General features: G+C 60.6%; 18 protein-coding genes. 13 read left to right on the forward strand and 5 right to left on the reverse strand.

Annotated elements, in window-relative coordinates:
* Window positions 1-87: 87 nt before the first annotated feature.
* Window positions 88-972, reverse strand: coding sequence for a LysR substrate-binding domain-containing protein (locus BK660_RS25555; protein WP_123435856.1), 885 nt, complete (start codon window positions 970-972; stop codon window positions 88-90).
* A gap of 260 nt (window positions 973-1,232) precedes the next feature.
* Between BK660_RS25555 and BK660_RS25560 the strand changes: the two genes are divergently transcribed.
* Both BK660_RS25560 and BK660_RS25565 read left to right on the forward strand, forming a co-directional pair.
* Window positions 1,233-1,628, forward strand: coding sequence for a PaaI family thioesterase (locus BK660_RS25560; protein ID WP_123435649.1), 396 nt, complete (start codon window positions 1,233-1,235; stop codon window positions 1,626-1,628).
* 36 nt (window positions 1,629-1,664) lie between these two features.
* The gene (locus BK660_RS25565) at window positions 1,665-2,153 is read left to right on the forward strand and encodes a GFA family protein (protein ID WP_123435650.1); all 489 of its coding nucleotides are present in this window, start codon (window positions 1,665-1,667) and stop codon (window positions 2,151-2,153) included.
* A gap of 108 nt (window positions 2,154-2,261) precedes the next feature.
* Here the strand turns inward: BK660_RS25565 and BK660_RS25570 are convergent, their stop codons facing one another.
* Complete coding sequence (locus BK660_RS25570; RefSeq protein WP_046032069.1) at window positions 2,262-2,870, reverse strand: MiaE family protein; 609 nt, start codon at window positions 2,868-2,870, stop codon at window positions 2,262-2,264.
* 162 nt (window positions 2,871-3,032) lie between these two features.
* On the opposite strand from BK660_RS25570, the gene BK660_RS25575 reads away from it, so the two are divergent.
* Complete coding sequence (locus tag BK660_RS25575) at window positions 3,033-3,893, forward strand: universal stress protein (protein WP_123435651.1); 861 nt, start codon at window positions 3,033-3,035, stop codon at window positions 3,891-3,893.
* Between the two features lie 126 nt (window positions 3,894-4,019).
* Here BK660_RS25575 and BK660_RS25580 read toward each other — a convergent pair whose 3' ends face one another.
* A complete protein-coding gene (locus BK660_RS25580; protein WP_123435652.1) occupies window positions 4,020-4,490 on the reverse strand; it encodes a DUF1289 domain-containing protein in 471 nt (156 codons plus the stop codon).
* A gap of 566 nt (window positions 4,491-5,056) precedes the next feature.
* Here BK660_RS25580 and acnB point away from each other — a divergent pair.
* The gene (acnB, locus tag BK660_RS25585) at window positions 5,057-7,657 is read left to right on the forward strand and encodes a bifunctional aconitate hydratase 2/2-methylisocitrate dehydratase (protein WP_123435653.1); all 2,601 of its coding nucleotides are present in this window, start codon (window positions 5,057-5,059) and stop codon (window positions 7,655-7,657) included.
* A 182-nt stretch (window positions 7,658-7,839) separates the two neighbouring features.
* On the opposite strand, the gene BK660_RS25595 is transcribed toward acnB, so the two are convergent.
* Window positions 7,840-9,492 (reverse strand): SulP family inorganic anion transporter, encoded by a 1,653-nt coding sequence (locus BK660_RS25595; protein ID WP_123435654.1) that lies wholly within the window; start codon window positions 9,490-9,492, stop codon window positions 7,840-7,842.
* Window positions 9,493-9,586: 94 nt separating this feature from the next.
* A complete protein-coding gene (locus BK660_RS25600; RefSeq protein ID WP_123435655.1) occupies window positions 9,587-10,867 on the reverse strand; it encodes an HAAAP family serine/threonine permease in 1,281 nt (426 codons plus the stop codon).
* Window positions 10,868-11,224: 357 nt separating this feature from the next.
* Between BK660_RS25600 and BK660_RS25605 the strand changes: the two genes are divergently transcribed.
* From BK660_RS25605 to BK660_RS25645, 9 genes are all read left to right on the forward strand, one after another.
* Window positions 11,225-12,073 carry a response regulator transcription factor gene (locus tag BK660_RS25605; protein WP_123435656.1) on the forward strand — a complete coding sequence of 283 codons (849 nt, stop codon included), beginning with the start codon at window positions 11,225-11,227 and terminating at the stop codon, window positions 12,071-12,073.
* Window positions 12,074-12,190: 117 nt separating this feature from the next.
* Window positions 12,191-13,306 carry an ABC transporter ATP-binding protein gene (locus tag BK660_RS25610; protein ID WP_123435857.1) on the forward strand — a complete coding sequence of 372 codons (1,116 nt, stop codon included), beginning with the start codon at window positions 12,191-12,193 and terminating at the stop codon, window positions 13,304-13,306.
* 39 nt (window positions 13,307-13,345) lie between these two features.
* Window positions 13,346-14,488 carry an ABC transporter substrate-binding protein gene (locus BK660_RS25615; protein ID WP_123435657.1) on the forward strand — a complete coding sequence of 381 codons (1,143 nt, stop codon included), beginning with the start codon at window positions 13,346-13,348 and terminating at the stop codon, window positions 14,486-14,488.
* A gap of 31 nt (window positions 14,489-14,519) precedes the next feature.
* A complete protein-coding gene (locus tag BK660_RS25620; protein WP_123435658.1) occupies window positions 14,520-15,437 on the forward strand; it encodes an ABC transporter permease in 918 nt (305 codons plus the stop codon).
* Between the two features lies 1 nt (window position 15,438).
* A complete protein-coding gene (locus BK660_RS25625) occupies window positions 15,439-16,266 on the forward strand; it encodes an ABC transporter permease (RefSeq protein ID WP_123435659.1) in 828 nt (275 codons plus the stop codon).
* Window positions 16,259-17,731: an aldehyde dehydrogenase family protein gene (locus tag BK660_RS25630; protein WP_123435660.1), complete on the forward strand. Its 1,473-nt coding sequence runs from the start codon at window positions 16,259-16,261 to the stop codon at window positions 17,729-17,731. Before BK660_RS25625 ends, BK660_RS25630 begins: the two co-directional genes overlap by 8 nt.
* 131 nt (window positions 17,732-17,862) lie before the next feature.
* Complete coding sequence (locus BK660_RS25635) at window positions 17,863-18,246, forward strand: tautomerase family protein (protein WP_123435661.1); 384 nt, start codon at window positions 17,863-17,865, stop codon at window positions 18,244-18,246.
* 30 nt (window positions 18,247-18,276) lie between these two features.
* Window positions 18,277-18,876: a TetR/AcrR family transcriptional regulator gene (locus tag BK660_RS25640; protein ID WP_123435662.1), complete on the forward strand. Its 600-nt coding sequence runs from the start codon at window positions 18,277-18,279 to the stop codon at window positions 18,874-18,876.
* Window positions 18,877-18,979: 103 nt separating this feature from the next.
* The gene (locus BK660_RS25645) at window positions 18,980-19,945 is read left to right on the forward strand and encodes a 2-hydroxyacid dehydrogenase (protein WP_123435663.1); all 966 of its coding nucleotides are present in this window, start codon (window positions 18,980-18,982) and stop codon (window positions 19,943-19,945) included.
* Window positions 19,946-20,060 lie beyond the last annotated feature (115 nt).

Consider the following 20,060-nt stretch of genomic DNA (forward strand, 5'->3'; position numbering starts at 1 on the left):
CAGCGGGGATTGGAATGACCACAGGCTAAGGTCGCTGGCGCCCTCCTCGCCAACGATGATTATTTCGGGACAGTTGAATTCAACTCATCAATCGATCAGCTGATCGTTGAACCATTCGAGCATCTGCGCCACCGCCGGACGCTCCAGCCGCACCCGCTCGCATACCAGCGCGTATTGGCCGAGGGCAGTCATGCTCGAGGTGAAAGGCCGGACCAGACGCCCGCTGAGCAAATCTTCCTGCGCCGTGAGGTTATCGCCCATAGCCACGCCCTGCCCTTGGGCCGCGGCTTCCAGCGCGAGGCCGGCGTGAGCGAAATACAGCTGTCGCTCGGGGCGTTGATCACCGGCATGGCTGGTCAGCCAGGCGGTCCAGGTCTTTCCATCCTGATCGTCGTGCAGCAGGCAATGACGGGCCAGATCCTTCGGCGTTTTCAAGGTGCCCTGATTGAACAGGCCGGGGCTGCACACCGGGAAGAACTGCAACGCCGGCAAAGGCCTGACGAAGTACGCGCTGCTGTCCACCGGACCGGTGCCGTAGGTGATCGCCAGGTCGATATCTTCACCCGGCGCCGTGCCGTCAATCGGTTGTTCGTACAGGTGCAGGGTGATGTGCGGATAGCGCGCGTAGAAATCCGTGAGGCGGCTCATCAACCACTTTTGCGCCAACTCGGCGGTGACGGCCAGGCGCAACACCGCCAGGGATGATGGATCGCGCAGTTCGTCGCAGGCATCGCCGATCAGTTCGAAGGCTTGCTGCAGGCTTTGCATCAGTCGGCCGGCGGCCATGGTCGGGCGAATCTGCCGGCCTTCGCGGATGAACAGCGAAACGCCTAACTGTTCTTCCAACTGACGGATTTGGTGGCTGACGGCGCTGTCGGTGACGCACAACTCGGCGGCGGCCCGGCCGAAATGCGCGTGGCGGGCGGCGCATTCGAAGGTTCGCAGTGCGGCTAAGGAAGGCAATCGTCGCATGAGGTCAGCCTTGGATATGAAGGTGTCCATGCTGCCTTGGGCATCCGCGGGCGTCCAGTGAGACCGCGTTATCGTTCTTCGCGAGCAGGCTCGCTCCCACAGGTATTTTGTGAACGCTGAAGATCCAATGTGGGAGCGAGCTTGCTCGCGAAGGGGCCGGCACATTCACCACAAATCCGTCGGCCCATCACCCTCCCTTATCCACCATGACTTCCCTCCACACCCGGCGCATGTTGGTGCCTCAATCGGAGGGATTCGCCATGCTCGACGCACTGAAACAGATCAACTCAACCTCAGCCTTCAACCGCTGGGCCGGTGTCGAAGTGACCCATGCCGCCAGCGGCGAAGCCGAGCTGACCATGGCTTTTCGCGAAACCGATATGGCGCAATATGCAGGCTTCCTCCACGCGGGCCTGATCGGCGCGCTGCTCGACACCGCTTGCGGTTTTGCCGCTGGCACGGTCGCCGGCAACGTGCTGGCCTCGCACTTCTCGGTCAACTGCCTGGCGCCGGCCGTCGGTGAAGTGTTCTTCGCACGCGGTCGGGTGGTGAAGGCCGGCAAGAAACAGGTATTCGCCCGCGCCGAGCTGTTTGCCCAGAGCGGCGATCAACTCAAACTCGTGGCGACGGGTGATGCGATTCTGGTGCCGGTCTAGTCTGTCTGGATAACCCCAGACCGGTCGGAGGTTGCCATGCAACTCGAAGGTTCCTGCCATTGTGGTGCGGTGTCGTTCAGTTTGAACAGCGCCCACCCCTACCCTTATCAGCGTTGCTATTGCTCGATCTGTCGCAAGACACAGGGCGGTGGCGGGTTTGCGATTAACCTCGGCGGTGATGCCGGGAGCCTCAAGGTTCGCGGTCGCAAACACATCGCGATCTACCATGCGCGCATGAAGGACGAAGGCGATAAACGTGCGCACAGCAGCAGCGCCGAGCGGCATTTCTGCTCGCTGTGTGGGACGGGACTGTGGCTGTTCAGCTCTGAATGGCCGGAACTGATCCACCCGTTTGCCTCCGCCATCGACACCGCGCTGCCGGTCCCACCGGAGCACACGCATTTGATGCTCGGTTCAAAAGCACCGTGGGTCGAGGTTGAGGCGCATGCGGGGGATCAGCTGTTCGAGGTTTATCCTGAGGAGTCCATCGCCGAGTGGCATGAACGGCTGGGTTTGACTCGCTGAGCGGAGGTTGCGGTGGTGCTGATGGCCTCATCGCGAGCAGGCTCGCTCCCACAGGGGACCGCATTCAAAATGTGGGAGCGAGCAAGCTCGCGATGGCACTACAAGGCCTCAGGCCGCAGCAGGCACACCGCTGTGGAAACGAAACTCCACGTCCGGTGACTCGATCAGCTCTTGCTCTGCCGCACGGACCTTGTCGATCACTTGGGCGATGTCCTTGGCGTCGCCGTACTGGTAAGCCAGCTTCAGGTAACCCTGGAAATGCCGGGCTTCGCTTTTCAGCAGGCCGAAGTAGAACTTGCCCAGTTCTTCGTCCAGATGCGGCACCAGCGCCTCGAAACGCTCGCAACTGCGGGCTTCGATGAAGGCCCCCACCACCAGCGTATCCACCAGTTTCACCGGTTCATGGCTGCGCACCACTTTGCGCAGGCCCGAGGCGTAGCGCCCGGCGGACAACTGGCGCAGCTCGATCTTGCGCTTTTTCATCAGGCGCATGACTTGCTCGTGGTGCACCAGTTCTTCCCGGGCCAGACGCGACATCAGGTTGATCAGGTCGACGTGGGAGTGATATTTGGCAATCAGGCTCAGCGCCGTGCTGGCGGCCTTGAATTCGCAGTTCTTGTGGTCGATCAGCAGGGTTTCCTGATCGGCCAGTGCGGCCTGCACCCAGCCGTCAGGGGTACGGCAGCCGAGGAACTCGTGAATTTCGGGAAGGATCATGGGGCTCACGGATAAATGGTCAAAACGAAGGGCGCCGATTATACCGGCCTGCCGCCAGACCACCAGTCGCCAACCGTTGATATGCATCAAGTACCTGGTTGGCGAGCAGCAACTATAGTTGTGCAACGCCGTGCTTTTTACCCGTTTATGGAGATCCCGATCATGCAAGCCATTCGCAGCATCCTGGTGGTCATTGAACCCGAACACTCGGAGAGCCTGGCGCTCAAACGGGCCAAATTGATTGCCGGCGTGACCCAGGCGCACTTGCACCTGTTGGTCGGCGATCCCAAGCATGATCACAGCGGCATGTTGGGGGTGCTCAAAGCCGCGTTGCTGGACGACGGTTACAGTGTTACGACCGAGCAGGCCTGGAATCACAGCCTGCACCAGACCATTATCGACGTTCAGCAAGCCGAGAGCTGTGGGCTGGTGGTCAAGCAGCATTACCCGGACAGCCCGCTGAAAAAAGCGCTGCTGACGCCGGATGACTGGAAACTGCTGCGTGAATGCCCGACACCGGTGCTGCTGGTGAAAACGGCTGGATCCTGGAAAGACAAAGTCATTCTGGCTGCCATTGATGTGGGCAACACCGACGGCGAGCACCGTCACCTGCACAACACCATCATCGATTACGGCTATGACATCGCCAGCTTGGCCAAGGCGCATCTGCACGTAATCAGTGCGCATCCATCGCCGATGCTGTCGTCGGCCGACCCGACCTTTCAGCTCAAAGAAACCATCGAGGCGCGCTATCGCGAACAGTGCAAGTCATTCCAGGCGGAATTCGACATCGACGATGCGCATTTGCATATCGAGGAAGGGCCGGCGGATGTGTTGATTCCGTTCATGGTGAAAAAGCTGCAGGCGGCGGTAACGGTGATCGGGACGGTGGCACGTAGCGGATTGTCAGGGGCGTTGATCGGCAATACGGCTGAAGTGGTGCTGGATGCGGTGGAGAGTGATGTGTTGGTGCTCAAGCCGCAGGAGATTGAGGATCACCTTGAGGAATTGGCTCAGCATTGAGATGGGCGGTGTCGGAACAGACGCCTTCGCGAGCAAGCCCGCTCCCACATTCGATCGCATTCCACTGGTGGAACTCGGTTAAATGTGGGAGCGGCGGTGCGACGATTCGACTTGCTCGCGAAGCTTTCAGGCGCCGAAGGCGTCTTTTAAAAAGCCCGGCGCGATGTACCGTTGGTAATGCGCCTCAGACAGCAAAAAGAATTCCCGATCAATGGCATCACGCAATTCCGGCAAATTCCAGTCACGAAACTCCGGCATCAACACCATCCCGTACGCCTCCAGGTTATTGATCACCCGCGCCCCACGGGCAATCAGCTGATACGCCCAGCAATACTCCGACTGATGCGGCACAAAGCGAATCTTGCGTTGCTCCAGTTGCAGACGCAGGCGCTGGGCGTCGAAAACCTCCAGCTTGCTGGCCATCACCTGGGACAGCAATTGCTCAAGACGCAGCCATACCGCGCGCTTCTCCTCCTCGTTGTAACCATTCCAGTTGATCACTTCGTGGTGGAAACGCTTGCAGCCACGGCACACCAGATCACCGTAAACAGTGGAGCAGAGGCCGACGCAGGGGGTCTTGATGGTCTGATTGGGCATAGGTAGGCAAAACACGGGAAAGCAGAACAGGCCGGCATGTTAGCCCTTTGTCTAACATTCATCACCCCTCAAAGTTCAGGGGCGGAGGGTCTATTGGACTTTGGTGACGGCCGCGTTGCGCGCCGACGTGTGCGAGGCTGCGTTGCGGGATTTGCCAAGGGAACAACCATTAGCGGCATCCCGCGCCTTGCCTCGCACACGTCGGCACACAACGCGACTCGCCACCAAAGTCCAATAGACCCTCACTTACCTTTAATTTTTTTTTGCCGTAGAATCAGCCAGCCTTTTAAGGCGCCAATGTCCGTTAGAAGCTGTTTTCAAAGCGTCACGAGCACAGTCGTTCCTTCAGAGCGGTGTTGGCGAAGGGTTTTTCCAGCGGGGAAAAGTCCAACGCCAACCCTCATCAGCTCCCGTTCTGCAGGCGTAAAACTTTGAAAGCAGCTTCTGTAAGGAATTGTCGGTAATTCTGGCTAAGTGGCCCACAACGCCACGCAGCGCATGAGTACGGCAATTTCGGGATGAGCGTCCCGGACACCCATTTGGGACCACTGATGAGGGTAATAACTGTGCTTGAAGCCTACCGCAAACATATCGAAGAGCGTGCAGCACTGGGTATCGTTCCCCAGCCGCTTAACGCCGAACAAACTGCAGGCCTGATCGAGCTGCTGAAGAATCCTCCGGCTGGCGAAGAAGCTTTCCTCGTTGACCTGATCACCAATCGCGTTCCACCTGGCGTGGACGAAGCAGCCTATGTAAAGGCCGGCTTCCTGTCCGCCCTCGCCAAAGGCGAAGCCAAATCCCCTCTGATCGACAAGAAGCGCGCTGTTGAACTGCTCGGCACCATGCAGGGCGGCTACAACATCGTGACGTTGGTCAACCTGCTGGACGACGCCGAACTGGCACCAGTGGCTGCCGAAGAACTCAAGCACACCCTGCTGATGTTCGATGCGTTCCACGACGTTGCTGAACGCGCCAAGAACGGTAACGTTCACGCACAAGGCGTGCTGCAATCCTGGGCTGATGGCGAGTGGTTCAAGAACCGCCCGGTACTGGCCGACAAGATTAGCCTGCGCGTGTTCAAGGTCACCGGCGAAACCAACACCGACGACCTGTCCCCTGCTCCGGACGCCTGGTCCCGCCCGGACATCCCGTTGCACGCCTTGGCGATGCTGAAAATGGCCCGCGACGGCATCGTGCCGGACGTACAAGGCTCCATCGGTCCGATGAAGCAGATCGAAGAAATGCGCAACAGCGGCTTCCCGATCGCCTACGTCGGTGACGTGGTCGGTACCGGTTCGTCGCGTAAATCCGCTACCAACTCGGTACTGTGGTTCTTCGGCGACGACGTGCCTTTCGTGCCGAACAAGCGCGCTGGCGGGTTCTGCTTCGGCAGCAAAATTGCTCCAATCTTCTACAACACCATGGAAGATGCCGGCGCACTGCCAATCGAATTTGATGTGACCAACATCAACATGGGCGACGTGATCGACCTGTACCCGCACGCTGGCAAAGTCTGCAAGCACGGTACCGACGAAGTCATCACCACCTTCGAAATGAAGACCCCTGTGCTGTTGGACGAAGTCCGTGCCGGCGGTCGTATCCCGCTGATCATCGGCCGTGGCCTGACCGACAAGGCTCGCGCCGAACTGGGTCTGCCAGCGTTCGACCTGTTCAAGAAACCGGATGCCCCGATCGAAAGCACCAAGGGTTTCACCCTGGCGCAGAAAATGGTCGGCAAGGCGTGCGGCGTAGCCGGTGTGCGTCCAGGCACCTACTGCGAACCGAAGATGACCACCGTGGGTTCTCAGGACACCACCGGTCCGATGACCCGTGACGAACTGAAAGACCTGGCGTGCCTGGGCTTCTCCGCTGATCTGGTGATGCAGTCGTTCTGCCACACCGCGGCTTACCCTAAGCCGATCGACGTGACCACCCACCACACCCTGCCAGACTTCATCATGACCCGAGGCGGCGTTTCCCTGCGTCCGGGCGACGGCATCATCCACAGCTGGCTGAACCGCATGCTGCTGCCGGACACCGTCGGTACCGGTGGTGACTCGCACACCCGTTTCCCGATGGGCATTTCGTTCCCGGCCGGTTCCGGTCTGGTGGCGTTTGCCGCAGCCACTGGCGTTATGCCGCTGGACATGCCGGAATCGATCCTGGTGCGCTTCAAAGGCAAGATGCAACCGGGCGTCACCCTGCGTGACCTGGTTCACGCCATTCCTTACTTCGCGATTCAGGCTGGCCTGTTGACCGTTGAGAAGAAAGGCAAGAAGAACGCCTTCTCCGGCCGCATCCTCGAAATCGAAGGCCTGGACAACCTGAGCATCGAACAGGCTTTCGAGCTGTCCGACGCCTCCGCCGAACGTTCGGCTGCCGGTTGCACCATCAAGCTGTCGAAAGAGTCGATCACCGAGTACCTGAGCTCCAACATCACCCTGCTGCGCTGGATGATCGGCGAAGGCTACGGCGATGCACGTACTCTGGAACGTCGTGCTCAAGCGATGGAAGCCTGGATCGCCAACCCTGAGTTGATGGTTGCCGATGCTGACGCCGAATACGCTGAAATCATCGAAATCGACCTGGCCGACATCAAAGAGCCTGTGCTCTGCGCGCCAAACGATCCGGACGACGCCCGTCTGCTGTCCAGCGTTGCTGGCGAGAAGATCGACGAAGTGTTCATCGGTTCGTGCATGACCAACATCGGTCACTTCCGCGCTGCCGGTAAGCTGCTGGATCAGGTCAAGGGTCAGTTGCCAACCCGTCTGTGGCTGTCGCCGCCGACCAAGATGGACGCTCACCAACTGACCGAAGAAGGCTACTACGGCATCTACGGCAAGGCCGGCGCACGCATGGAAATGCCGGGCTGCTCGCTGTGCATGGGTAACCAGGCACGTGTAGAACCAAACGCCACCGTTGTGTCGACGTCGACCCGTAACTTCCCGAACCGTCTGGGTGACGGCGCGAACGTCTACCTGGCTTCGGCCGAGCTGGCGTCTGTTGCTTCCATCCTGGGTCGCCTGCCGACCGTCGAGGAGTACATGGAATACGCTGGCAAGATCGACAGCATGGCGGCTGATGTCTACCGCTACCTGTCCTTTGACCAGATCGCCGAGTTCCGTGAAGCTGCTGCGAACGCCAACATCCCGGTCGTTCAAGCCTAACGTTACAACGCAATAGAAAACGCCGCCCATCGTGAGATGAGCGGCGTTTTTTTATGCCTTTAAGATGACGATGACTTACACAAATCCCCTGTGGGAGCGGGCTTGCTCGCGAAGGCGGTGTGTCAGCCTGCATCATTGTTGACTGATCCACCACCTTCGCGAGCAAGCCCGCTCCCACAGGGTTATGGGTATGTCTTGAGGGCTTGTTGTACCGCGCCATCCACGCTCAGGCCACTGAGGATCACCTGTGTCTCCTTCACTTCCGGCAACGCCGCCATCGCGGCCTGCGCCGAGTCCTTGAGCCGTGCGAGCACCAACCGCTTCCCTTCCCCCCGCACCCGCACAAAAAACGCCTGCAACGCCTCGATACTCGTGCCATCCAGGTCCGGCGATTCCTCCAGGCTTAAAATCACCGAATGAATCGGCGTCTGCGAATGGCGGATCAAATGCAACGTGCTGCCCAGAATCCGCTCGACGTTGGCAAAGAACAACGCCTCCCCCGGCCGGACGATCAACACCCCAGGCACTGATTGCGCCGTCGGATGGCGTTGCAGGTCCACGAAGTCGTGGCCGCCATCAATGCGCCCGAGGAGCTGAATATCGGCCGCCGACATTTGCTTGAGCATCAACACCACGCTGATCGCCACCGACAGCAGCAACCCGTCCAGCACACCCAGCACCAGCACGGCGGCCACCGCGCAGATGACCAGCAAGCGGTCGCGCCGCCAGATGAAATAGCGTCCCAGCGGTTGCAGGCTCAAGCCTCGGGCCAGGGCATGGATGACGATGGCGGCGAGAATCGGCTCCGGTGTCAGGGCAATAAAGGGCAACACGGTCAAAACGATGAGCAGCACCACCAGCGCCGCCACGCCTCCGGCCAGTCGCGAAGTGGCTCCCGCCGCTTCATTGGCCGACGTTGCCGAGTATCCTGCCCCCGCCGGCATGCCATGAAACAGCCCGGACAACAGGTTGGACGCACCCAGCGCCAGCAGATCGCGGTTGGACGAGATGCGGTCGCCGTGCTTGAGCGCATAAGCACTGATCGAGCCGTAAGACTCCGCGTACAGGATCATCACCATGGCAAAGGCCAATTCACCCAAGCGCAACCAGTCAGTGAAGGGCAATACCGGCAGCTTCGGCACTTCCAGGCTCAGATCGATCACGCCGATCAGCTTCACGCCATACGCGGGCAAATCCAGCCACTGACTGGCCGCAATGCCGATCACCACCACCAACAGGCCGCCCGGCAAGCGCCGGAACCTTGCAAACAGCACCAGCAAAGCCAACGCCACGGCGGCGACACCCGCCGCCACCCAATTCCACTGCGGCAGTTGCTCCAGCAGTTGCGGCAGAAAGCGCACCAGATTGCCGTCGCTCAGGTGCACCCCGACCACACTGGCGACTTGCTTGAGGATGATGGTCAACGCCAGGCCAAAGGCAAAACCGCGCAGCACCGGTTTTGCGATGAACGAGGTCACGCTGCCCAACTTGAACAACCCGGCCAGCAAGAAGAACGCGCCGGTCACCAGCACCAGGCCGATGGCCAAGGTGGAGCGCAGTTGCGGATCGCCGTTGGCCAGCGTCGCGGTGGCGGCTGCCAACACCGCTGCCGACGAGGATGTGGCCGAGACAATGGCGAAACGGCTGGTGCCAAACAGCCCATAACACAGCAAACCGGCAAACAAGGCGATCACCCCGGCCTGCGGAGCTACGGCGGCGATGCTTGAATACGCGACCGCTTCGGGCAGCAACAGGCCGGCAATCGACAACCCGGCCAGCAAGTCCTGCCAGCGATTGGGTTGTTCGGTAAGATTTGGGGGTGAGGCGCTGGGCAATCCGGTGTCTCCAGGCGAAAAAAAACCGCTGCACGTATCACGTGCAGCGGCCACTGTAGCTGTCAATCCGGCGCTGCGCGAGCAGGCCGAACGATCACGCGGTCAGCGAGTAGATCAACGCCGTAATCGCCACCAGGCCCACCGCCGTCACGAAGACATTGGACGCCTGCCCGCGATAACGCGCCATCGCCGGCACCTTGCGGATCGCGTACATCGGCATCAGGAACAGAATCGACGCGATGACCGGACCACCGAGGGTTTCAATCATCCCGAGAATGCTCGGGTTCAGTGTCGCAACAATCCAGCACACCACCAGCATGAACGCAGCGGTCATGCGGTCCAGAGCCTTCGGCGCCGGGCGCTTGCCGCTTTTGACGATCAGGCCTTTCAGACCTTCGCTGGCACCGATGTAGTGGCCCAGGAACGACTTGGAGATGGCCACGAAAGCAATCAACGGCGCCGCGAAGGCGATGGTCGGGTTGCTGAAGTGGTTGGCCAGGTACGACAGGATCGACAGGTTCTGCGCCTTGGCTTCGGCCAGTTGTGCCGGCGACAGGGTCAGCACGCAACTGAAGACGAAGAACAGCACCATCACCACCATCAACAGGTGGGCGCGGGACAGGATCTGCGAGCTGCGCTCTTCGGCGTGTTCGCCGTAACGACGCTTCTGATCGACCGCAAACGCCGAGATGATCGGCGAGTGGTTGAACGAGAACACCATCACCGGAATCGCCAGCCACAAGGTGTGCAGCAGCGCCGACGGTTCAGGCAGCGTGCTGGCGGTGGACAGAATGCCGCCGTTCCAGTGCGGGATCAGGAACACCGCCAAAAACAGCAGTGCAACGATGAACGGATACACCATCAGGCTCATGGCCTTGACGATCGCCTGTTCGCCGCAACGCACCACCGCCAGCAGGCCGAGGATCAGCACGAACGACAGCACTGCGCGCGGGGGCGGCATGATGTGCAGTTGATGCTCAAGGAAACTGCCCACCGTGTTGGTCAGTGCCACGCTGTAAATCAGCAGGATCGGGAAGATCGCAAAGAAATACAGCAAGGTGATCAACGCACCGGCCTTGATGCCGAAGTGCTCTTCCACCACTTCGGTGATGTCCGCGCCTTCGCGTCCGGACAGCACGAAGCGGGTCAGGCCACGGTGCGCGTAGAAGGTCATGGGGAACGCCAACACCGCCAGGATCAGCAGCGGCCAGAAACCGCCCAGCCCCGCGTTGATCGGCAGAAACAGCGTGCCGGCCCCGATGGCCGTGCCAAACAGGCCCAGCATCCAGGTGGTGTCATGACGATTCCAGCTCGAGAGAGTCGCTGGTGCCGCCGCTACATAGCGTTTGTCGACGCTATTGGCCTGATCATTCATCCGGTGGGATCTCCGCATTCCGGTCAGTTGCTACCCGGCCAGGACGAGTCGGAAAAAACCGACAGGCAGCGCCCTGGTCGAAACAGGGGCGCGATTGTCCGGGATTAATCAACAGAAGCAAAGACTTAGCTGAAGAATGGTTGTGCGGATCAATTTTCAGGGCGTTACACAGGAGCAAGCAGGGCTGTGTGCCGATACGGTCGTTTCTGATACCAACGTGTAGCACTCGGTAACATCCAGCCCTGTTGCGGTGCGTCTTTTCCCTGACGTACCGGCGCCCGTCCCGCGAGGCAAGGCGCAACCCGCCATGGCGTAGTTTGTGCATCCAATCGCACTCCACTCCTGTCTGAAACCGCCATGCGCCCCAAGGAACTCAAACTCTGGACCACCGGTGTCGCTCACCTGCTTGACCTGCCTGCAGGGCATGCGCGGTTATCGGCGTTGAGCCATTGGTTGCGCCAAGTGTGTCCGGTCGATCATTTCGTCCTGTTCGTCTACGAAGGCAATCACCGACCGTTGGCGCTGTTCGACACCTTTGCCGCCGACAAGCGTGCGGTGTATGTCGATGACTACCAGTGCGGTCCGTATCTGCTCGATCCGTTCTACCTCGCCTGCACCCGCGGACAACCGGCGGGACTGTGGCGCTTGCGCCAGTTCGCGCCCGACCACTTCTACCTCGGCGAGTACTACCTGACTTATTACCAGCAGACCGGCCTGGCCGAAGAAGTGGCATTTTTTGTCGAGCTCGGCGACGGCGCCATGGCCGTTCTATCGCTGATGCGCTCCTCCGCCAGTTGCGCGTTCAGCCGCGACGAAATGCAGTTGATCGAGTGCGCACAGGCCGTCGTCGAACAAGTCGTCAACGAAGCCTGGCGCTTGCGTCAGGCGCAACAACCGCGCCCGGCGCAAGACCTCGACTTCAAGATCCGCGAAGCGTTCGATCAGTTCGGTGCGCACATCCTTACCGGCCGCGAACAGGAAGTGGTGCAGTTGCTGCTGCGCGGTCACTCCAGTGCCTCGGTGGCCGAGCAACTGAGCATCAGCCCCGGCACGGTGAAGATTCACCGCAAGAACATCTACGCCAAGCTCGGCATCGGCAGCCAGTCCGAGTTGCTTGGGCTGTTTATCCGCGATCTCACAGAAAATCAGCTGCAAGCTTCAAGCGACAAGCTGCAAGAAACCCGTAGCCGCGCCGTCAACTTGTAACTTGCCACTTGCAGCTTGAAGCTGCCCCTATCCCCCAAGGGATATATACAGCGCAAATCCACGATTGCTAGTTTGGCTCCCGACGCAATGATTGATCACTGCAAGGGGAGCCGCACCGTGAATGACAACCAGCCAAGCGATATCGAATTCTGCAATGTGGTCAAACGCTATGGCGAGGTGGCGGCCGTCAATGGCCTGAATTTCGCTGTTCGTCGTGGCTCGTTCCATTCTTTCCTCGGCGGCTCGGGCTGCGGCAAAACCACGACCCTGCGCATGATTGCCGGCTTCGAACAACCTACCAGCGGCGAAGTACGCCTGGCCGGCAAAAACGTCGCCGGCATACCGGCGTTCGAACGGCCGGTGAACATGGTGTTCCAGCACTACGCCCTGTTCCCGCACCTGACGGTGGCGCAGAACATCGCTTACGGCCTGCGCTATCGCACGCCGCGCCCGGACAAGAAAACCCAATTGCGCATGGCCGATGAGGCCCTGGAAATGGTTCGCCTCAGCGGTTTCGGCCAGCGTAAACCGAGTGAACTCTCCGGCGGCCAACAGCAACGCGTCGCCCTCGCCCGGGCGCTGGTCAACAAACCGACCGTGCTGTTGCTCGACGAGCCACTGGCGGCGCTCGACCGCAAGCTGCGCAAGGAAATGCAATCCGAACTGCTGCGCCTGCAGCGCGAGGTCGGCATCACCTTCGTGCTGGTCACCCACGACCAGGAAGAAGCCCTGTCGATGAGTGACAGCATCAGCGTGATGCACAACGGTTCGATCATCCAGACGGCCACCCCGGAACAACTGTACGAAGCCCCGGCCAGTCGTTACGTCGCCGACTTCATCGGTGAATCCAATCTGTTCAACGGCACCGTGCGCCACCTGCACGGCAATTCGGTGGTGCTGCGGACCGAGCAAGGCCTGGAGCTGACCAGCCCGCTGACGCCAACCGGCAATGCCCTTAGCGCTGATGCCGCCGGTTGCATCGCGGTGCGCCCGGAGTTGATCAGCATTGCCGGTGCCCACGCCGAACTGGCCCGTGAAGTGACGCTGCAAGGCTGCGTAGAAGACCGCATCTACCTCGGCAATTCCACCGAATACCGCGTGCGCACCCAGGCCTTTGGCGTGGTCTGCGTGCGGGTGCCGCGCCAGCAGGATCACGGCGCCAATGCATTCGAACACGGCGCAGCAGTGAGCGTCGGCTGGGATCACGCCAATGGCCTGGCCATGGCGTTGTAAATCATCGACTCGATTCATCAACCGGATGTGGAGCGTGCTATGGACCAGAAGACGTTTATCAAAACCCTGCGCAGTTGGCAGAACGGCTCGATCAGTCGTCGCGAATTTCTTGGCCGCACCGGCCTGGGGATTGCCGCCGCCGTGGTCGCGACCAACATGCCCGGCCTGCTGACGTCCAGTGCAGAAGCGGCCGAACAGGCCAAGCTGGGGGATCGCCTGTCACTGGCGACGTGGCCGAACTACCACAGCCAGGAAAACCTCGACACCTTCGGCAAAACCACCGGCGCCCGCGTCTCGATGAGCGTGTTCGGCTCCAACGAAGAAATGCTCGCCAAGTTGCAAGCCGGTGGCAGTGGCTGGGACGTACTGGTACCGACCAACTACACCATCAGCACTTACGTCGGCCTGGGCTTGATCGAGCCGCTGGACCTGTCGCGCATTCCCAACTTCGATGCCTCGGCCTTCCAGCAAAAATTCATGGCCCAAGGCACCGTGGACGGCAAGGTGTACGCGGTGCCGAAAAACTGGGGCACCACCGGCATGCTCTACGACGCCGGCAAACTGAAGAACGGGCCGAGCAGCTGGAAAGAGTTCTGGGCCGCCGCCCAAGGCCCTGCCAGCGGCCGGACGATGGTTCACGATTACCAGTTGACCGCCATCGGCAACGCCCTCAAAAGCTTCGGCTACAGCTTCAACTCCCTCGACCCAAAAGAATTGGCCGACGCGGAAAAACTGCTGATCGAGGTCAAGCCGCACCTGTTCGCCATCAACTCCGACATTCAGCCATCCATGCGCAGCGGCGATGCCTGGCTCGCGATGTCATGGACCGGCGACGCCTCGCAATTGCACCGCGACAACGCGCAGATGCAGTTCGAACTGGGCAAGGAAGGTGGCGAACTGTGGAGTGATTTCTTTGCCATCCCGAAAAGCTCGGAGCACAAGGACGCGGCCTACGCCTTCATCAATTACCTGCTCGACCCCCAGCACAACAAGCTTGAAGTGTTGAGTCACGGCTACCCGAGCGGCGACAAGCGCGTCGATGCGTTGCTTCCCACCGCGATGCTCGACGATCCGATCATGTACCCGGCCGCCGAAGCACTCAGCCCACTGGAGTTCGGCGCCGCGGCAACACTCACCAGCCCGGCGCGCGCCGAACTGATGGCGCGTTTCAAGTCCGCCTGATCGCCTGACCATGGCCAATGAGGAGTCACCCATGAATGCTGCCGCCCACCCGCAAACGGTGCAGCCGGGCAATGCCCTGTCAATCGAGGTACGCCAACGGCGCAGCCTCGGCCGGCGGATCACCCTGCTGATGCTCTTGCCTTCGACCTTGTGGTTCCTGCTGCTGTTATTGATGCCGCTGGTGATCATCCTGGTCTTCAGTTTCGGCGAGCGCAGTGCCGTGGGCGGCTACGCCGGTGGCTTCACCCTGGCCAACTACCTGAACCTCGGCTCGCGTGGCGCGGCATTCAGCAACACGCTGATGCTGGCGCCACTGGGCACCCTGGTGTGCCTGGTCGCGGCCTACCCGCTGGCGTACTTCCTGGCGGTCAAGGTCACCCGTAACCGCTCGCTGTTGCTGACGCTGGTGATCGTACCGTTCTGGACCAGTTTCCTGATCCGCACCTACGCCTGGATCTTCATCCTCAGCGGCAAGGGCATCCCCGCCCTGCTCGCCAGTCTTGGGCTGGAAAACGTGCGGCTGATCAACACACCGTGGGCGGTGCTGATCGGTATCGTCTACGGCTACCTGCCACTGATGGTGTTTCCGATTTACGTCAGCCTCGAAAAACTCGACAAACGCCTGCTCGAAGCCTCTGCCGATCTCGGTGCCAGCGCGTTCGAGAGCTTCCGGCGGATCACCTTGCCGCTGTCCGCGCCGGGAATCATCACCGGCGTGATGCTGGTGTTCATCCTGTTGATGGGCGAGTTCCTGATCCCGGCGATTCTCGGCGGCGGCAAAGTGTTTTTTGTCGGCAACGCGCTGGTCGACCTGTTCTTGCAGTCGCGTAACTGGCCGTTCGGCAGTGCGCTGGCAATGACGCTGGTGGCGATGATGCTGCTGATCATCGGCGTGTATCTGAAACTGGTGGCGCGCTACGGCGGCCGCCCTGCCGATGGAGGGTTGTGACATGTGGCTGCGCAGCTATTCGACCTCGCTGTACCTGTTTCTCTACGCGCCGATCGCGTTGATCGTGCTGTTCAGTTTCAACGCCGGGCGCAGTGGCCTGGCCTTCGAATGCTGCTCGGTGCAATGGTTTGGTCGCGCCTTCGGCAACCCGTTCATCATGGAAGCGCTGGGGCACAGTGCGTTCATCGCCTTCACTTCGGCAGTGATTGCCACCTTGTTCGGCACCCTGGCCGTGTTCGGCCTGCAACGCGCGGGTAAAAAAGTACGCCTGTTGTTCGATGCACTGACCTATTGCGCGATCATCGTGCCGGGCATCGTCATCGGCATCTCGACGCTGATTGCGTTCATTACCCTGTTCGACCTGATCAACCCGCTGCTGGCGAGCTGGATACCGAATGTGCCGCGTCTGAACATGGGTTTTGCCACGGTGATTGCTGCGCATTCGCTGTTTACCATGGCGCTGGTCATGGTGATCGTGCGCAGCCGCGTCGACTCGCTGGACAAGGCCTTGCTCGAAGCTTCAGCGGACCTCTATGCCCCACCCATGCAAACGTTCTGGCGGGTGACCCTGCCGCAGATCAGCCCGGCAATCATGGCCGGATTCCTGCTGGCGTTCACCTTCAGCTTCGACGACTTCATCATTGCGTTCTTCGTTGCGGGTTCCGAAACGACGTTGCCGATCTACATCTTTTCATCGATCCGCCGCGGCGTGACGCCAGAGATCAACGCGGTCTCGACCGTCATTATCTGCGCCTCGCTGGCCCTGCTATTCACTTCCCGCTCTCTGCAAAACCGCCGCACTGGCGTCCAGGAGTCCAACCATGCGTGATCAGCTTTATATCAACGGCGAGTGGGTCAGTCCGGACCTGGGCGGTTATCTGGACGTCATCGACCCGGCCACCGAAGCCGTTTTCCATCGGGTAGCCGCGGGCACCGAAGAAGACATCGATCACGCGGTGCGCGCCGCACGCCGAGCCTTTGATAACGGCTGGAGCCAGACCACCGGCGCCGAACGCGCGCAATGGCTGGAGGCATTGGCTGATGAACTGGAAAACAGCCACGCGGCCCTGGCCGAACTGGAAGTGCGTGACAACGGTAAACCATTGCCCGAAGCGCAGTGGGACGTCGGCGATGCCATTGGTTGCTTCCGTTACTACGCCGGCCTGGCCCGCGAACTGGATCAGCAGCAGGATCAACCGCTGGCGTTGCCGGACGCACGCTTTCGCTGCCGTATCCGTCATGAGCCGATTGGCGTCGCCGGGCAGATCATTCCCTGGAATTACCCTTTGTTGATGGCGGCGTGGAAAGTCGCGCCGGCCCTGGCTGCAGGCGCCACGGTGGTGTTGAAACCGTCCGAGCTGACGCCGCTCACCGCGCTGGAGCTGGCCGCAGCCGCCGACCGTATCGGTTTGCCCGCCGGGGTATTGAACGTGGTCACCGGCCTCGGTGCCGACGCCGGCAGCCCGCTCACCGAGCATCCCGGCGTAGACAAGCTGGCCTTTACCGGCAGCGTGCCCACCGGGGCGAAAATCATGTCGGCGGCCGCCCGCGACATCAAGAACATCAGCCTCGAACTGGGCGGAAAGTCTGCCTTCATCGTATTCGACGACGCCGATGTCGAGGCGGCGGTGGAATGGATTCTGTTCGGGATTTTCTGGAACCAGGGCCAGGTGTGCAGCGCCACGTCACGCCTGCTGGTGCAGGAAAACATTGCCCCGCGCCTGGTCGAACGACTGGTGGAGGAAACCCGCAAGATCAGTATCGGCCCGGGCATGGAACCCGGTGTCCTGCTCGGCCCGCTGGTCAGTCAAAGCCAGCATGACAAGGTCCTTGGTTTCATTGATCAAGGCCTCGCCAGCGGCGCTCGCCTGCTCACCGGCGGTCGGCGGCCGACGCATTTGTCTGAGGGGTATTTCATCGAACCGGCGATCTTCGACGAGCCGGGACACAGCAGCATTCTCTGGCGCGAAGAGGTGTTCGGCCCGGTGCTGTGCATCAAGCGTTTCAAGACCGAAGAGCAAGCGGTGCAAATGGCCAACGCCAGCCGCTTCGGCCTCGCCGCCGCGGTAATGAGCGCTGATTTGCAACGCACCGCCCGCGTCGCCAACCAGTTACGGGCGGGAATCATCTGGGTCAACTGTTCGCAGCCAACCTTCGTCGAAGCCCCGTGGGGCGGGATGAAACACAGCGGCATTGGCCGCGAGCTGGGCCAGTGGGGCCTGCACAATTATCTGGAGGTGAAGCAAGTCACCGAGTACATCAGCGACCAGGCGTGGGGCTGGTACCTGAAATAGTCGCTCTCGGATCAGAGGCTCACTCCCACAAACGGCATGTGGATGTTTCGTCGCCAGATGACAGCTTTCGCTTGATAAAGGACATTCGTCATGTATTTTTAACTGACCGGCCTTTTTTCTGGAGACATCCCATGCCACTGGTTCGTGTCGACATCAAAAAACACCAAGACCCTACCTTCGCCAAACGCGTCGGCCAGCTGATTTACGCGGCCATGCACACTGCCATTGCCGTACCGGAGAACGATAACTTCCAGATCCTGACGGAGCACGATGAACACCATTTCATCTTCGACCCTGGATACCTGGGCATCAACCGCACCGACAATCTGGTGATCATCCAGATCACGCTGAGCGAAGGCCGCACCGACGAGAAGAAAAAGCTGCTCTACAAAACCATCGCCGAGAACCTGAACCGCGAACTGGCGGTACGCCTGGAGGATGTTTTCATCAATCTGGTGGAAGTTAAAAAAGAGAACTGGTCGTTCGGCAACGGGATTGCCCAATATGCCCTTTGATTCCACACCTTTCATACCTGTGAGCCACTGATGCCGCGAGTTTCCCGCAAGCAAGCCGACCTCAACCGCGAAATCATCGTCGAGGCCGCCACGCGGCTGTTTCGCGAGCGAGGCCTGCACGGCATCAGTGTCGTCGACGTCATGGGCGCCGCAGGCCTTACCCATGGCGGCTTCTATGGGCATTTCGAGTCCAAGGAGGCATTGGCGCAGGAAGCCAGCGGTCGGGCGTTCGAGCAGTCGGCTGAACGCTGGCGGGAACGGATCGCCGCCCATGTCGACGACAAGGACGCCGCTCGTCGCGCGCTGATCGAGCCTTACCTGTCGCCGGCCAGTCGCGACAACCCGGGTGACAGTTGCCCGGTGGCGGCCTTTGCCGGGGACATGTGCCACGAAGCGGCCGACAGTGGTTTGCGCCAGACCTTCATGGACGGGCTCAACCGGCTCCTGAAATCCTATGGTTCGCTGCTGGATTCAGGCGATGCCGATGCGGATCGACAACAGGCGCTGGTGGAGTACTCGCTGATGGTGGGCGCCCTGACCCTGGCCCGCGCCAGCCGCGGTGAGGCGGTATCGGATGAAATTCTCGACGCCGCACGCACCTTTCTGACTTCAAAGGGTTCATCAAACTGAACATCCGCGTGTGCGACTGTTGGCCGTTGCTAAACTGTTCGGGAGCCCGCAATCTGAAGCAACGTTCGAGCCCCGACAATTCCGATGCCCACAGGAGCGCAGCATGCCTGCAACCGTTCTGGTACTGGTTGAAACCATCAATGATTACTTGCCGATTCTCGAACATCAGGGTTTTCACCTGATTCTTGCCCCCACACCCGCCGAACGCGCGGCGGCCATCAGCCGTCATGGAGCGCAGATCGATGCCGTGCTGACACGCGGTCCGTTGGGTCTTTACGCCGATGAAATCGCCGCCCTGCCCAATCTCAAGATTATTTGCGTCATCGGCGCCGGGTACGAGCACGTCGACCTGCAAGCCGCCGCCGACCGCGGCATTACGGTGACCAACGGTGCCGGGGTGAATGCGTCATCGGTCGCCGACCACGCCATGGCCATGCTGCTCGCGCTGGTGCGTGACATCCCCCGCTGTGATGCGGCGGTGCGTCGTGGTGAGTGGCCGAAGATCATGCGCCCTTCCCTGGCCGGCAAGCGCCTGGGCATCCTGGGCCTCGGCGCCGTCGGCATGGCCATTGCCAAACGCGCCGCCAATGGCTTCGACATGACGGTCAGCTACCACAACCGCCAGCACCGCAGCGATGTGCCCTACACCTTCTGCTCAACACCCACCGAACTGGCGCGCACCGCGGATTTCCTGATCATCGCGACCCCGGGCGGCATTGGCACCAAACACTTGATCAACAAGCCTGTCCTTGAGGCCTTGGGGCCGAACGGGTTCCTCGTCAACATCGCCCGCGCCAGCGTGATTGTCTCCACCGACCTGATCAGTGCGCTTGAACAACGACGCATTGCCGGTGCCGCGCTGGACGTGTTCGATGCCGAACCGCATGTGCCGGAGGCGCTCAAGTCGCTGGCCAACGTGATCCTGACACCTCATGTGGCGGGTTTGTCCCCGGAGGCGACTCAAGGCACTGTCGAACTGGTGGGACGCAATCTGACGGCGTTCTTCTCCGGCAACCCGGTCTTGACCCCCATCGAACTGCCGTCATCGCTGAGCAGCGCTGTGATTTGAGGTTCATTCAAACAGGTGTATCAAAAGCAATGATTGCCCGGCAACACGCTCACCTATAAGGGCTGTTGATGGTTGTGGGTGTCGGGTGCGCGGATTAGATTAGCCAATAGTCGCA

The organism is Pseudomonas brassicacearum (genome assembly GCF_003732265.1).
In the GTDB taxonomy this organism is placed as follows: Bacteria; Pseudomonadota; Gammaproteobacteria; order Pseudomonadales; family Pseudomonadaceae; genus Aquipseudomonas; species Aquipseudomonas brassicacearum_D.

Coding starts and splice junctions, on each gene's coding strand:
- BK660_RS25555 (WP_123435856.1), bottom strand. CDS start 972: ATGCGACGATTGCCTTCCTTAGCCGCACTGCGAACCTTCGAATGCGCC.
- BK660_RS25560 (WP_123435649.1), top strand. CDS start 1,233: ATGCTCGACGCACTGAAACAGATCAACTCAACCTCAGCCTTCAACCGC.
- BK660_RS25565 (WP_123435650.1), top strand. CDS start 1,665: ATGCAACTCGAAGGTTCCTGCCATTGTGGTGCGGTGTCGTTCAGTTTG.
- BK660_RS25570 (WP_046032069.1), bottom strand. CDS start 2,870: ATGATCCTTCCCGAAATTCACGAGTTCCTCGGCTGCCGTACCCCTGAC.
- BK660_RS25575 (WP_123435651.1), top strand. CDS start 3,033: ATGCAAGCCATTCGCAGCATCCTGGTGGTCATTGAACCCGAACACTCG.
- BK660_RS25580 (WP_123435652.1), bottom strand. CDS start 4,490: ATGCCCAATCAGACCATCAAGACCCCCTGCGTCGGCCTCTGCTCCACT.
- BK660_RS25600 (WP_123435655.1), bottom strand. CDS start 10,867: ATGAATGATCAGGCCAATAGCGTCGACAAACGCTATGTAGCGGCGGCA.
- BK660_RS25605 (WP_123435656.1), top strand. CDS start 11,225: ATGCGCCCCAAGGAACTCAAACTCTGGACCACCGGTGTCGCTCACCTG.
- BK660_RS25615 (WP_123435657.1), top strand. CDS start 13,346: ATGGACCAGAAGACGTTTATCAAAACCCTGCGCAGTTGGCAGAACGGC.
- BK660_RS25620 (WP_123435658.1), top strand. CDS start 14,520: ATGAATGCTGCCGCCCACCCGCAAACGGTGCAGCCGGGCAATGCCCTG.
- BK660_RS25625 (WP_123435659.1), top strand. CDS start 15,439: ATGTGGCTGCGCAGCTATTCGACCTCGCTGTACCTGTTTCTCTACGCG.
- BK660_RS25630 (WP_123435660.1), top strand. CDS start 16,259: ATGCGTGATCAGCTTTATATCAACGGCGAGTGGGTCAGTCCGGACCTG.
- BK660_RS25635 (WP_123435661.1), top strand. CDS start 17,863: ATGCCACTGGTTCGTGTCGACATCAAAAAACACCAAGACCCTACCTTC.
- BK660_RS25640 (WP_123435662.1), top strand. CDS start 18,277: ATGCCGCGAGTTTCCCGCAAGCAAGCCGACCTCAACCGCGAAATCATC.
- BK660_RS25645 (WP_123435663.1), top strand. CDS start 18,980: ATGCCTGCAACCGTTCTGGTACTGGTTGAAACCATCAATGATTACTTG.